The sequence below is a fragment of the Mesorhizobium sp. AR07 genome (assembly GCF_024746815.1).
Taxonomy (GTDB): domain Bacteria; phylum Pseudomonadota; class Alphaproteobacteria; order Rhizobiales; family Rhizobiaceae; genus Mesorhizobium.
Map to the genome: position 1 here is coordinate 2,090,982 of NZ_CP080525.1, position 12,382 is coordinate 2,103,363.

Consider the following 12,382-nt stretch of genomic DNA (forward strand, 5'->3'; position numbering starts at 1 on the left):
CTGAATCATTGCCTTGCATTTCAAAAATCCGTGACGTAGCTTGTTTGCATATAGGCAAAATTATTGCCTGAATTTTTTCCTTTTGTGAAAGACAGGACCTTGCGGGAACATCTCGATCTGACCGATCGGCGGCTGGTCAAACAGCTGTCGCAGGACGCGCAGCCGGGCATCAACCGGATTGCAGAGATACTGGCGATTTCGGTGCCGACGGTGCGCACGCGGCTGCGCAATCTGCTTGACCGCAACCTGCTCAAGATCGTCGGGCTCTTGAACCTGACCGAGCGCCCCGAGCTGATCTCGGCCATTGTCGGCATCAACGCCCAAGGGCGCGGCCGTGCCCGCGAACTGGCGCAGCGCATTTCCGAACTGCCCTTCGTCAACTCGGCTTCGGTGGTCACCGGGCGCTTCGACATCATCGTCGACGTGACGGTGGCCGGTGATGTCGCCGATCTCTACCGCGTCACCAGCGAGCTGATCCCGGGTGCCGGCGAGCCGGGCGAAGTCGTGCGCAGCGAGACCTTCGTCGTCATGGCGTCCTGCAACAAATGGGTCAGCCTGCCGGAAGGCTGCTGGTCGGACGACAGCGTCCGCAAGGAGCCGGCATGAGAATAGCGGTTCTCGGCGGCCTCGGCCTGCAGGGCCGGGCGGCGATCGCCGATCTCGTCGCCAGCGGTGTCGAGGAGGTGGTCTGCGTCGACACGGCGCCGGACGGTGCGGCTCGCCTTGCCGGCCTGGCCGACCTAGCCCGCGTGCGCTTCATGGTACCCGAGGGCGCGATCGGCCCGGCGCTGGCCAATGTGCTGGCGGATGTCGACGCCGTCATCGACCTGTTGCCGCAGCCGCTGATGCGCGAAGCGATCCAGGCCGCGATCGCAACGCGCACGCCGCTGGTGACCACCAATTACGGCAAGGCCATCGCCGACCTGGCGCCGGCGGCTGAACAGGCCGGCGTCTCGATCATGACCGAATGCGGGCTCGATCCCGGCATCGACCTGGTGCTCTACGCGCGCGCCGCAAGGCAGTTCGATAGCATCACCGCGATCGATTCCTATTGCGGCGGCATCCCCGAACCGAAGGCGATGGCCAAGCCGCTGTGCTACAAGGTGAGCTGGAACTTCGACATGGTTCTGGTCAGCCAGAACCGCGACAGCGTGATGATCGAGGACGGCGAACGCGTCGAGGTGCCGGCCGGCCGGCAGCACGACAATCCTTTCATTCACGAGATCGAGGTCGCCGGCCTGGGCACGCTGGAAGCCTTCCCCAATGGCGATGCGCTGCATTATGTCGAGATGCTGGCCGCGGCAAAAGGGCTGCGCCGCTCCGGCCGCTATACGCTGCGCTGGCCGGGATGGTCGGCCTTCTGGGCGCCGCTGAAGGAACTCGGCTTCCTCTCCGAGGACAAGGTTTCCGGTACCGCGGTGAGCCCGCGCGAATTCCTCGGCCGGCTGCTTGGGCCGCAACTGCAATATGGTCCCGGCGAGAAGGATCTGTGCGTGATGCGCAATGTCTTTTCCGGTCTCGAAAGCGGCCGCCGCAAGACCGTGACGTCGGACCTGATCATCGAGCGCGACCTGGCCTCCGGCCTGTTCGGCATGAGCCTCGGCGTCGGCTATCCCGCCAGCATCGTGGCGCAGATGCTGGCGCAGCGCGCGATCACCAAACCAGGCCTGCTCAACCCGCTGCTCGATGTGCCCGATGGCCCTTTCTTCGACGAACTGGCCAGGCGCGGCATCACCGTAGCCGAGACGGTGGCCTGGGACTGAGAATTTTCGAACGGTGGCTGCCGCCGGCAACGGCGCTGCCGTTCAAAAAAAGGCCCAAGGGAATCCGCGGGCGAGACATCAACGACAACAGGGAGGAATGCCAAATGAAGCTTGCCAGACTTTTCATCGCCGGACTTGCCCTCGCCGGGCTCACCGCTGCCGCCAGCGCCGGAACGCTGGACGACATCACCAAGCGCGGAGAACTGCGCGTCGCCGTGCAGACACAGGGACCGCCCTTCTCGCTGGTCGGCGCCAATGGCGAACGCACAGGCAGTTCGGTCGAACTGGCCGAACTGATGGCCAAGGAAATGGGCGTCAAGATCACCTTCCTCGACTTCGACTGGGACGGATTGATCCCGGCGCTCTTGTCGGGCAAGGCCGACCTTCTGGTCGCCGACATGACGCCGACGCTGGCGCGCGGCATGAAGGTCGCCTTCACCACACCTTACATGTACACGGGCAGCACCGTCTTCACCAAGGCCGGCAGCAAGTTCAAGACCACCGAGGACTGCAAGGCCAAGGGCACCAAGATCGCCGTGCTGCTTGGCGCCACCGGCGAGAAGGAAGCCAAGACCGCCTTCCCCGATGCCGACATCAAGAGCTACAAGGGCGGCGGTCCGCTGCTGCTCGATGCCGTCAACAACGGCCAGGCCGATTGCGGCGTCAATGACGTCTCGGCCGTCAAAGGCCAGTCGACCGCCTATCCGGCCGGCACCTTCACCATCATGCCGGAACTTTTGTCGAAGGAGCCGCTTGCCTTCGCCACCCGCTATGACGAGCCGGACCTGTTGATCTGGATGAACCTGTTCCTCAACCAGGTCAACATCGACGGCCGCCTGCAGAAGAACCTCGACTACTGGGTCAATTCCGACGCCTGGAAGAAGGACCACTAAGCAGCCATAGAACCCGGGCGGTTTCGCGCGTCTTGAGCGCCGCGAAGCCGCCCGGACTTCCGCTTCGCCCGCTTCGGGGAATAGCCCAGCGATGCTCGAAAATTTCAGTTTCCGCACCATCGTCGAATACCTGCCTCTGTTCGGGCAAGGCCTGGTCACGACGGTCTGGCTGTCGGCGCTGTCCTTTGCCGGTGCGCTTGCCGTCGGCATCGTGCTGTGTGCCATGAACCTGCAGCGCGGCTGGCTGTTTCGCGCCCCGGCCAAGGCCTATATCGACGCCGTGCGCGCCACGCCCTTGCTGGCGCAGCTCTATTTCCTCTATTTCGGCCTGCCCCGGCTCGGCTTCGTCCTGCCAGAGCTCGTCGTCGGCATCCTGGCGCTGTCGCTGAACAGCGGCGCCTATGTCGCGGAAATCATTCGCGCCGGCATCCTGTCGATCCCGCGCGGCCAGGTCGAAGCCAGCGTCGCCTCGGGCATGACCTATGTGCAGCGCATGCGCCTGGTCATCCTGCCGCAAGCCTTCAAGGTGACGATTCCGCCGCTGCTCGGCCAGGCGATCGTGCTAGTCAAGGATTCCGCCCTGCTGTCGCTGATCTCGGTCGCCGAGCTGACACGCGCCGGCCAGTTGCTCGCCTCCGACCGCTTCATGCCGGCGGAGGGTTTTCTCACCATCGCCGCCTTCTATCTCTTGCTCTACTACTGCCTGAAGGCACTGGCTGTTGTCTCCAGCCGCTGGCTCGGCTCCGCGGGGGCACGGACATGATCTGGCAACAGCTGCAAAGCCTCGCCGGCAGCTATCCGCTGGCACTGCGCGGCCTCGGCATGACGGTGGTGCTGTCGCTGATCAGCCTGGTGCTCGGCACCTTGCTCGGCTTCGGCCTCGGCATCTTGAGGACCGGCGGCAACCGGCTGATCGGCAACGTCATCGGCGCCTGGGTCGACCTGATCCGCGGCACGCCGTTCCTGGTGCAGATCTTCCTGATCTTCTTCATCCTGCCGGAATTCGGCATCGAGCTGGACGCCTTCACCGCCGGCATCATCGCGCTGACCAATCTTGCCGCCTGCTTCATCTGCGAGATCGTCGCCGCTGGCATCCGCTCGGTGCCGACCGGACAGGTCGAGGCGGCACTTGCGTCCGGCCTGTCGCGCTGGCAGCGCATGCGCCAGGTGGTGCTGCCGCAGGCGATGCGCATCGTGCTGCCGCCGCTGGTCGGGCAATATGTATTGCTGATCAAGGATTCTTCGGTCGTTTCGGCGATCGGACTGACCGATCTCACCCGCGTCGGCTGGCTGGTGGTGCAGCGTGTGCCGAACGGCCTGCTCGTCTTCTTCCTCGTCGGCGTCGGCTATTTCATCGTCTGTTATCCCCTGATCATGCTCGCCCGCAGGCTCGAGCGGCGCATGGGTGCGGCGCATGGCGAGGTGCAATTGTGACATCGAACCCCAAAGAGCCAGCAAGCATGACCAAAACCGGCATGACCAAAACCGGCATGATCGACTTTCGCGGCGTCAACAAATGGTTCGGCGCGCTCAACGTGCTGAAGGACATCACGCTGAGCGTCGAACCGCGCGAGGTGGTCGTCGTCTGCGGCCCGAGCGGCTCGGGCAAGAGCACGCTGATCCGCTGCGTCAACGGCCTGGAGGCGATCAAGGACGGCGATCTCGTCGTCGACGGACAGCGCCTTGGCGACCCCGCCACCAACATGACGCAGTTGCGCACCGAGATCGGCTTCGTCTTCCAGTCGTTCAACCTCTACCCGCACAAGACCGCGCTCGAGAACGTCACGCTCGCCCCCATCCATGTCCGCAAGATCCCGCGCGCAGAGGCCGAAAAGGCCGGGCGCGAATTGCTGGCCAAGGTCGGCCTCTCCGACAAGGTCAACGCCTATCCGGCGCAGCTCTCCGGCGGTCAGCAGCAGCGCGTGGCGATCGCGCGTTGCCTCGGCATGCGGCCCAAGATCATGCTGTTCGACGAGCCGACCTCGGCTCTCGACCCCGAGATGATTTCCGAAGTGCTCGACGTCATGGTCGCGGTCGCCGAGGAAGGCATGACCATGATGGTGGTGACGCATGAGATGGGCTTTGCCCGCAAGGTCGCCCAGCGCGTCGTGTTCATGGACGCCGGCGCCATCGTCGAAAGCGGCACGCCGGACGAGTTCTTCTCGCACCCCAGAACCGACCGCAGCCGCGCTTTCCTGAGCAAGATCCTGCGGCACTGAAGCATACCGCAACGCCAGGCTTATTGTGGCTCCGAAACCAGTCGATCGTTCAGGCGCCGAAGCCGGCCAAGGCTCGCATAGTTCTTGCGCGGGCTTTTGACCTGCCAGACTTCCACCCATTCGTCGCGGCTGCCGTGCCGACGATCAGCTTGAGCGACCGTGCCTGGGGGCAACCCGGCAACTCGAGAGTCCTCGCCGTGGTCATGTGACCGACAGAACCTTTCCCGTATCGTGCTGGCGCACGAAATCCACGCGCGCGCCGTCCCAATGATAGCTGTAATGGCGGCCCTGGACGGGAATGCTGATCGCGTCGGGCCAGAAGACGCCGATGCAGCGCCCACCCGGCATGCGCACGCTGTTCCACGCCAGCCCGTCGCTGCCGGCCGCCCGCAGCGCCCGCCCCTGCGCCTGCGAGGCGGTGTAGTCGTCGGGGTCAAGCACGCCGGGCACGGCGTTCACATCGTCGAGGTCACGGTCGACGCTGCCGACCAGCACGCGGAAATCCGCCGTCCAGCCCGGATCCTCATGGGTGGCTCGCATGAAGTTCTGGTGGTGGTGGATGGTCTCGGCCAGCGCGACCTCTTCCGTGTCGCCGGCATAATAAATGCCGTAGCTACCATCCGAGAAGCGGCCGGGCCGCAGCATCGAGCAATGCACGAAGGGCGCCATCACGAAGCTCGCGCCCGGACCTGCAACCCGCCGCGACGCCACCACCTTGCCGATGTCGCCGATCTCCAGCCGGATGCGCGGGTTGGTCTTCTCCTCGACCGAGGCCAGCGCCTCCCAGTCGCGTGGATCGGCAATGTCCTCGAAGAGGTCGATCGGCGGATGGATGGAGCGGATGATGCGAAAGGTCTGATGCCAGTGGACGCGGCGCCCGACCGCAAGCCCACTCACCATGCGCCACGCTCCGCGTCGAGCCATTCGCGCATCGCGGCCAGGTCCGAGATTTCGCCGCGCAGCATCAGGTCGAGCGCCGACTGGCCGGCAAAAATGGCATTGGGTTTGCGGATCCAGGCATAGCCGCGTGCCGGCTCCGTGAACAGATAGCGCAAGCCCTTGTGGATGCCCATCAGATGCGCCATGCGGGTGCGCAGGTCGCGGTCGATCCTGCCGATTGCGCCTTCCTTCCAGCGCGCCCAGGTGCGCGCCGACACGCCGCCAAGCAGGGTGCAGGCCTCCAGGTCGGTGAGATTCCAGGCCTTGAACAGGTTGACCGTGGTGCGCGCCAGCGCCCCCGCCTCCTCGTCTGAAATGGCACTGCCAACCGTGGCCGGCGTGATGACTATGGACTGAAGCTGCATTTTTGCACCTCTGCTATTGGCAGAGATATAGCATATTTTTGCCAAATGGCAAGGAGAAGGCCAGTAAGCCACGGGCGATCGTTCGGATTGAACGTGCCGTCACCCCTCCCAGCGTTTGAGCTGCCCCTCACCTGCCTGCCGGCATCCTCTCCCCGTATAGGGACTGGGAGAGGGACGCTGTCTTCGGCGATTTCGCCAATCGCCAACAAGTTACAAGAAGGGAGCCGAGGATCGCACCAGCCCCTTTTTCCCCGTCACCATACGGGGAGAAATGTCCGGCAGGACAATGAGGGGCGGCGCCGACTCGGCAAGAAATCCGGCCCACAAAACGTTCTGCCTACTCCGCCGCCCTCGTACCCCGCGATGCCCTTGATCTCGAGGAAATCCTCGAGGCCGTATTCGGCATATTCGCGGCCGTTGCCGGACTGTTTGTAGCCGCCGAACGGCAGGCCGGCGTCCCAGGTGGGATAGTTGATGTAGACATTGCCGGTGCGCATGCGCGCCGCCACTTCGCGCGCCTTCTTCATGTCCTTGGCCTGGATGTAGGAAGCAAGGCCGTAGACGGTGTCGTTGGCGGTGTCGATCACCTCGTCGACGCTGTCATAGGGCATGATCGCCAGCACCGGCCCGAAGATCTCCTCGCGCGCGATGCGCATGTCATGGGTGACGTCGGCGAAAACCGTTGGCCGGATATAGTAGCCGCGGTTGAGTTCGGCAGGCCGGCCGGGGCCGCCGGCGACCAGTGTCGCGCCTTCGTCGATGCCGCTCTGGATCAGGTCCTGGATCTTGTCGAACTGGATCTGGCTGACGACCGGGCCAAGCTTGGTGCCAGCAGCATCGGCCGGGCCGACGGTGAACTTTTCCGCCGCGGCCTTGGCATAGCCGGCGGCCTCGTCGTGGCGGTCGCGCGGCACGAACATGCGCGTCGGCGCGTTGCAGGACTGGCCGCTGTTGCTGAAGCAGCCGGCGACGCCCTTGGTGACGGCGTTTGCGAGGTCGACATCCCCAAACAGGATGTTGGCCGACTTGCCGCCGAGCTCCTGATGCACGCGCTTGACCGTGTCGGCGGCCGCCTTGGCCACCAAGATACCGGCGCGGGTCGAACCGGTGAACGACATCATGTCGATGTCGGGATGGCTGGACAGCGCCTGGCCGACACCCGGACCGTCGCCATTGACGAGGTTGAAGACGCCCTTCGGCACGCCGGCTTCGTCGAGGATTTCGGCGAAGATGATGGCATCGAGCGGCGCGATTTCGGACGGCTTCAGCACCATGGTGCAGCCGGCGGCAAGGGCCGGTCCGACCTTGCAGGTGATCTGGTTCAAAGGCCAATTCCAAGGCGTGATCAGGCCGACGACGCCGATCGGCTCCTTGACCACCAGATGGTTGCCCTTCACATGACGGAACTCGAAACTCTTGAGCACGTCGGCCATCTTCTGCAGATGCGCGAGACCGATGCCGACCTGGCTGTCCAGCGCCATCTGGCGCGGCGCGCCCATTTCGCGCGAGACCGCAACCGCAAGATCGGCGCTGCGCTTCTTGTAGATCGCGATGATGCGGTTCAGCAGCTCGAGCCGCTCGCCGACCTCTGTGAAGCCAAATGTGTTGAAGGCGCGCTTGGCCGCGGCCACCGCCTTGTCGACATCGGCCTTGGAGCCGAGCGATATCTGCGCGAAGGCATCCTCATTCGACGGATCGATGACATCGAATGTGTTGGGCACAACTGGATCGACCCACGCGCCATCGATATAGAACTGCAGATTGTGTGACATGGTTTTCTCCCTGGGGTGCACCGCATGGCCGTGCCGGCCGTCATATGTGGCTAGAGATAACGATGCACAAACGGCGCTGTCAAACGCAACCCCCGAACTCGTTGAGCCAGAGTGGCAGTCATTGAGCCAGAGGGGTTGGGCCAGCTGTTCCGGAACGCAGGTGGGACAGCACCCCCGTCTGTCCGGCAGGACAGACGGGGTGTGAAGGAACTCGACGAAGGGTGCTTGCGCCTTCATCGCTCCACCTTTGGCCGACGGCAACATTCCTTTCAGGCCAGGGAAAGAGGCAAATCCTTCTGCGCCGAGGAACTAGTATTCCTGCGCTGTCGGCCGGAACAGGATTTCGTTGATGTCGACCTCATCCGGCTGGCTCATGGCGAACACCACGGTCCTGGCGAAGGAATCGGCAGGGATGGCCACCCGGTCGTAGAGCGCGCGCACGCCCACGGCGACGTCGGCCTCGGTGACGCTGTCCGGTAGCTCGGTCGCCACCGCGCCCGGCGAGATGATGGTGGTGCGGATGTTGTAGGGTTTCACCTCCTGGCGCAGGCCCTCCGAGATGACGCGCACCGCGTGCTTGGTGGCGGCATAGACGGCGCCGCCCGGCCCGACCTTGTGGCCGGCGACCGACGACACATTGATGATGTGGCCGCTCTTCTGCGTCTTCATGTGCGGAAGGGCGGCGGCGATGCCGTAGAGCACGCCCTTGATGTTGACGTCGATCATCCGGTCCCAGTCCTCGACCTTGCCGCGCTCCAGCGGCGAGTGCGGCATCAGGCCGGCATTGTTGATGATGACGTCGACACGGCCATGAATCTTGACCGCATGGTCGACGAGACGCCGGACCTGGCCGACATCGGTCACGTCCGTTTGCAAGATGGCGTCCTTGCCCAGCGACAACTCGCCGGCCAGCGCCTGCAGCCGGTCGAGGCGGCGCGCCCCCAGTACCAGCTTCGCGCCCTCCTTGGCCAGAAGCCGCGCGGCGGCTTCGCCCAGCCCGCTGCTGGCGCCGGTGATGACGACGACTTTATCCCGGATGTTCTCGGTCATGATCTCTTCCTTGTTCTATCGATCGCTTAACGCCCAACCCGCGCCTGCAGATGCGCCGGATAGCGATCGCCCTGCACGATGATGACGGACAGCGCGGTCTCGATGTCGCGCAGCTCTTCCGATGTCAGCACGACGCTGGCCGCGCCGATGTTTTCCTGGAGCCGGCTGATCTTGGTGGTGCCGGGGATCGGCACGATCCACGGCTTCTGCGCCAGGAGCCAGGCTAGCGCGATCTGGGCCGGCGTCGCCTGCTTGGCCGTTGCGATGGTGCTGAGCACATCGACCAGCGTCTGGTTGGCCTTGCGCGCCTCGGGTGAGAACCGCGGCACGATGTTGCGAAAATCGTCGCTGGCGAAGGTGGTGGTTTCGCTGATGGCGCCGGTCAGAAAGCCTTTGCCGAGCGGGCTGAACGGCACGAAGCCGATGCCAAGCTCTTCCAGCGTCGGCAGGATCTCGGTCTCGGGCTCGCGCCACCACAGCGAATATTCGCTCTGCAAGGCGGCGACCGGCTGTACGGCATGCGCCCGCCGGATGGTCTGCGCGCCAGCCTCGGACAGGCCGAAATGCCCGACCTTGCCTTCCGTGATCAGGTCCTTCACCGCACCCGCCACATCCTCGATCGGCACGCTGGGGTCGACGCGATGCTGATAGAGCAGGTCGATGTGGTCGGTCCTGAGCCGCTTCATCAGTGCCGCCTCGGCGACCTCGCGGATATGTTCGGGCCGGCTGTCCATGCCGCGCGACACCTCGCCGCCGGCAAAGCCGAACTTGGTCGCGATGACCACCTTGTCGCGGACCGGCGCCAGCGCCTCGCCCAGCAGCTCCTCATTGACGAACGGGCCGTAAGCCTCCGCCGTGTCGAAGAAGGTGACGCCGCTTTCGACCGCCGAGCGGATGAGGTCGACGGCCTGTCCCTTGTCCGTCGCCGGACCGTAGCCATAGCTCAGCCCCATGCAGCCGAGGCCAATGGCCGAGACTTCGAGACCGCTTGTTCCGAGTGTGCGTTTTTGCATTGTCGTATTCCTTTGTTCAGGCTTGGTATTGCGCGTCGCTGACATGCTCCATCCAGTCGACGGCCTTGCCGTCGAGCGCCTCCTGGATGGCGATATGGGTCATGGCGGTGGTGGGTGCGGCGCCGTGCCAGTGCTTCTCGCCGGGTTCGAAGCGAACCACGTCGCCGGGGCGGATCTCCTCCACCGGGCCGCCCTCGCGCTGCACGCGGCCGCAGCCGGAGATGACGATCAGCAACTGGCCGAGTGGATGGGTGTGCCATGCGGTGCGCGCGCCGGGCTCGAAGGTGACGGCATTGCCGGCCGCGCGGGCCGGTGCGATGGCTTGAAACAGCGGGTCGATGCGCACCGTGCCGGTGAACCAGTCGCCCGGACCCTTGCCGGAAGGCTGCGAGCCGCTTCGCTTGATGTCCATGGTCTTATCCCTTCTTCACACGGGGCCAGATACGGCGGCCACCGTCCTTTGGGCCGTCTGGTTTTAGGCGCCCGATTGTGATGACGCCTATTTAGGGCCTGCGATTGATCGCGATTAGCTGCTATATCCGGCATGTACTTATGAGAAGGGTTCATGAATGGCTCGCGACAACCTGAATGAGCTGACCGCTTTCCTCGCGGTCGCGCGCGAGGAAAGCTTCACCAGGGCAGCAGCAAAACTCGGCGTCTCGCAATCGGCGCTCAGCCACACGGTGCGCGCGCTCGAAGAGCGGCTGGGCTTAAGGCTGTTGACCCGCACCACGCGCAGCGTCTCGACGACCGAGGCGGGCGAGCGTTTGCTGCGCAGCGTCGGGCCGAGGCTCGACGAGATCGAGACCGAGTTGATCGCCTTGAGCGCGATGCGCAAAAAACCCGCCGGCACCATCCGCATCACCGCCGGCGAGCATGCCGCCGATGCGATCCTGTGGCCGGCGATCGCCAGGCTGCTGCCCGACTATCCCGACATCAGGATCGAGATTATCGTCGACTACGGCCTGACCGACATCGTCGCCGAACGCTACGACGCCGGCGTGCGACTGGGCGAACAGGTGGCTCGCGACATGATCGCGGTGCGCATCGGCCCCGACATGCGCATGGCGGTGGTCGGCTCACCGGCCTACTTCGCCACGCGGCCAAAGCCGCGCACGCCGCAGGACCTGACCGCCCACAACTGCATCAATCTGCGCCTGCCGACCTATGGCGGCCTTTACGCCTGGGAATTCGAAAAGGCGGATCGCGAGCTCAAGGTGCGCGTCGAAGGTCAGCTGGTGTTCAACACGGCAGCGCTGCGGCTGAATGCCGTTCTTGCCGGATTGGGCCTTGCCTATCTGCCCGAGGACCAGGTGCACGCGCAGCTTGCCGACGGCCGGCTGGTGCGAGTGCTTGCCGACTGGTGTGCGCCCTTCCCCGGCTATCACCTCTATTATCCCAGCCGCCGGCAAGCGACGCCCGCCTTCTCGCTGCTGGTCGACGCCTTGCGCCACCGGGACTAAATGTGCGCGATCTGGATCGCATCCAGGGCCGTTCCATCTTCCCGCGTCAGCGTGATCTTTTCTGAAAAAGCACCGGAGCAATCGCCATGACCGACACCGACCTCGCCGACACCTATCACGGCTATATCGCCTGCCTCAACAACCAGGACTGGCGGAACCTGCACCGGTTCGTCCATGACGAGGTGCACTACAATGGCGACCGGGTCGGACTGTCGGGCTATCGCAAGATGCTGGAGCGTGATTTTTCCGAGATCCCTGACCTCTATTTCGACATCCAGCTGCTGATCTCCGACATGCCTTTCATAGCCAGCCGGCTTCAATTCAACTGCACACCGAAGGGGACCTTCTTTGGCCTTGCCATCAATGGCAGGAAGGTCTCCTTCAGCGAGAACGTCTTCTATGAATTTCTTGACGGCAGGATCAGGCACGTCTGGTCGGTGATCGACAAGGCGGCCATCGAAGCGCAGCTTTGATGGCATGGCGCAGCGCACGGCACAGCCGCTTCCCCCAGGGCAATTCCAGGAAAAGTGTGAAACGGGTTTCCCGGGAAAGCGCGTAGCGCTTTCCCTTAGGGAATTACGTCAAAACAAAGAGTTAGAGCGGTTCGCCGTTTCCGTGAAACGGTGAACTGCTCTAGGGCGACAGCATGTGAAGCATGGAGGCAGTGGGCGCTGTGCCCATTGTCACCGCCGACGGGATAGTCGTCGGCAGTGACGGCCGCGCAATCGTCGAGGGAGACATCCCAGGATCCGTTGAAAGCGAGCGGCGGTGCTGTGGCCAGCCCCTTCTCCCCGTTCTACGGGAGATAGGGCTGGCAGGGGCGGCGCCGACTTCCGCAATGCGAATGCAATCGTTCGTAAAAATCAATCATTCTAACGAAAATAATTCGTTGGAAAGATCGGTTC

General features: G+C 64.1%; 13 protein-coding genes and 1 pseudogene. 8 read left to right on the forward strand and 6 right to left on the reverse strand.

Features of this window, described 5'->3' with window-relative positions; all coding sequences use genetic code 11:
• The first annotated feature begins 99 nt into the window (after positions 1–99).
• From BPNPMPFG_RS10610 to BPNPMPFG_RS10635, 6 genes are all read left to right on the forward strand, one after another.
• Positions 100–606: an Lrp/AsnC family transcriptional regulator gene (locus BPNPMPFG_RS10610; RefSeq protein ID WP_258595258.1), complete on the forward strand. Its 507-nt coding sequence runs from the start codon at positions 100–102 to the stop codon at positions 604–606.
• On the forward strand, positions 603–1,763 hold the full coding sequence (locus BPNPMPFG_RS10615; protein ID WP_258595260.1) for a saccharopine dehydrogenase family protein: 1,161 nt from the start codon (positions 603–605) through the stop codon (positions 1,761–1,763). The genes BPNPMPFG_RS10610 and BPNPMPFG_RS10615 overlap by 4 nt, the downstream gene beginning before the upstream one ends.
• Positions 1,764–1,867: 104 nt before the next feature.
• Complete coding sequence (locus BPNPMPFG_RS10620; RefSeq protein ID WP_258595261.1) at positions 1,868–2,656, forward strand: ABC transporter substrate-binding protein; 789 nt, start codon at positions 1,868–1,870, stop codon at positions 2,654–2,656.
• A gap of 91 nt (positions 2,657–2,747) precedes the next feature.
• Positions 2,748–3,419: an amino acid ABC transporter permease gene (locus BPNPMPFG_RS10625; protein ID WP_258595263.1), complete on the forward strand. Its 672-nt coding sequence runs from the start codon at positions 2,748–2,750 to the stop codon at positions 3,417–3,419.
• Positions 3,416–4,090, forward strand: coding sequence for an amino acid ABC transporter permease (locus tag BPNPMPFG_RS10630; protein WP_258595265.1), 675 nt, complete (start codon positions 3,416–3,418; stop codon positions 4,088–4,090). Before BPNPMPFG_RS10625 ends, BPNPMPFG_RS10630 begins: the two co-directional genes overlap by 4 nt.
• A gap of 41 nt (positions 4,091–4,131) precedes the next feature.
• Positions 4,132–4,875, forward strand: a complete 744-nt coding sequence (locus BPNPMPFG_RS10635) for an amino acid ABC transporter ATP-binding protein (protein ID WP_319945997.1) — start codon at positions 4,132–4,134, stop codon at positions 4,873–4,875.
• 201 nt (positions 4,876–5,076) lie between these two features.
• Here BPNPMPFG_RS10635 and BPNPMPFG_RS10640 read toward each other — a convergent pair whose 3' ends face one another.
• From BPNPMPFG_RS10640 to BPNPMPFG_RS10665, 6 genes and pseudogenes are all read right to left on the reverse strand, one after another.
• A complete protein-coding gene (locus BPNPMPFG_RS10640) occupies positions 5,077–5,775 on the reverse strand; it encodes an RES family NAD+ phosphorylase (protein WP_258595266.1) in 699 nt (232 codons plus the stop codon).
• Positions 5,769–6,179 (reverse strand): MbcA/ParS/Xre antitoxin family protein, encoded by a 411-nt coding sequence (locus tag BPNPMPFG_RS10645; protein ID WP_258595267.1) that lies wholly within the window; start codon positions 6,177–6,179, stop codon positions 5,769–5,771. Before BPNPMPFG_RS10645 ends, BPNPMPFG_RS10640 begins: the two co-directional genes overlap by 7 nt.
• A 350-nt stretch (positions 6,180–6,529) precedes the next feature.
• Positions 6,530–7,951 (reverse strand): annotated as a pseudogene (locus BPNPMPFG_RS10650) (aldehyde dehydrogenase family protein); the annotation flags it as partial.
• A 309-nt stretch (positions 7,952–8,260) separates the two neighbouring features.
• Positions 8,261–9,001, reverse strand: a complete 741-nt coding sequence (locus tag BPNPMPFG_RS10655; RefSeq protein ID WP_258595269.1) for an SDR family oxidoreductase — start codon at positions 8,999–9,001, stop codon at positions 8,261–8,263.
• Positions 9,002–9,027: 26 nt separating this feature from the next.
• Positions 9,028–10,014, reverse strand: coding sequence for an aldo/keto reductase (locus BPNPMPFG_RS10660; RefSeq protein WP_258595271.1), 987 nt, complete (start codon positions 10,012–10,014; stop codon positions 9,028–9,030).
• 16 nt (positions 10,015–10,030) lie between these two features.
• The gene (locus BPNPMPFG_RS10665) at positions 10,031–10,426 is read right to left on the reverse strand and encodes a (R)-mandelonitrile lyase (RefSeq protein WP_258595272.1); all 396 of its coding nucleotides are present in this window, start codon (positions 10,424–10,426) and stop codon (positions 10,031–10,033) included.
• A gap of 157 nt (positions 10,427–10,583) precedes the next feature.
• Between BPNPMPFG_RS10665 and BPNPMPFG_RS10670 the strand changes: the two genes are divergently transcribed.
• Both BPNPMPFG_RS10670 and BPNPMPFG_RS10675 read left to right on the forward strand, forming a co-directional pair.
• A complete protein-coding gene (locus BPNPMPFG_RS10670; RefSeq protein ID WP_258595274.1) occupies positions 10,584–11,477 on the forward strand; it encodes a LysR family transcriptional regulator in 894 nt (297 codons plus the stop codon).
• A gap of 86 nt (positions 11,478–11,563) precedes the next feature.
• A complete protein-coding gene (locus tag BPNPMPFG_RS10675) occupies positions 11,564–11,950 on the forward strand; it encodes an ester cyclase (protein WP_258595275.1) in 387 nt (128 codons plus the stop codon).
• The last annotated feature ends 432 nt before the right edge of the window (positions 11,951–12,382 follow it).

What these genes read in the sequence shown, in the direction of transcription:
- BPNPMPFG_RS10615 (WP_258595260.1), top strand. Translation starts at nt 603, where the DNA reads ATGAGAATAGCGGTTCTCGGCGGCCTCGGCCTGCAGGGCCGGGCGGCG.
- BPNPMPFG_RS10620 (WP_258595261.1), top strand. Translation starts at nt 1,868, where the DNA reads ATGAAGCTTGCCAGACTTTTCATCGCCGGACTTGCCCTCGCCGGGCTC.
- BPNPMPFG_RS10625 (WP_258595263.1), top strand. Translation starts at nt 2,748, where the DNA reads ATGCTCGAAAATTTCAGTTTCCGCACCATCGTCGAATACCTGCCTCTG.
- BPNPMPFG_RS10630 (WP_258595265.1), top strand. Translation starts at nt 3,416, where the DNA reads ATGATCTGGCAACAGCTGCAAAGCCTCGCCGGCAGCTATCCGCTGGCA.
- BPNPMPFG_RS10635 (WP_319945997.1), top strand. Translation starts at nt 4,132, where the DNA reads ATGACCAAAACCGGCATGATCGACTTTCGCGGCGTCAACAAATGGTTC.
- BPNPMPFG_RS10640 (WP_258595266.1), bottom strand. Translation starts at nt 5,775, where the DNA reads ATGGTGAGTGGGCTTGCGGTCGGGCGCCGCGTCCACTGGCATCAGACC.
- BPNPMPFG_RS10645 (WP_258595267.1), bottom strand. Translation starts at nt 6,179, where the DNA reads ATGCAGCTTCAGTCCATAGTCATCACGCCGGCCACGGTTGGCAGTGCC.
- BPNPMPFG_RS10655 (WP_258595269.1), bottom strand. Translation starts at nt 9,001, where the DNA reads ATGACCGAGAACATCCGGGATAAAGTCGTCGTCATCACCGGCGCCAGC.
- BPNPMPFG_RS10660 (WP_258595271.1), bottom strand. Translation starts at nt 10,014, where the DNA reads ATGCAAAAACGCACACTCGGAACAAGCGGTCTCGAAGTCTCGGCCATT.
- BPNPMPFG_RS10665 (WP_258595272.1), bottom strand. Translation starts at nt 10,426, where the DNA reads ATGGACATCAAGCGAAGCGGCTCGCAGCCTTCCGGCAAGGGTCCGGGC.
- BPNPMPFG_RS10670 (WP_258595274.1), top strand. Translation starts at nt 10,584, where the DNA reads ATGGCTCGCGACAACCTGAATGAGCTGACCGCTTTCCTCGCGGTCGCG.
- BPNPMPFG_RS10675 (WP_258595275.1), top strand. Translation starts at nt 11,564, where the DNA reads ATGACCGACACCGACCTCGCCGACACCTATCACGGCTATATCGCCTGC.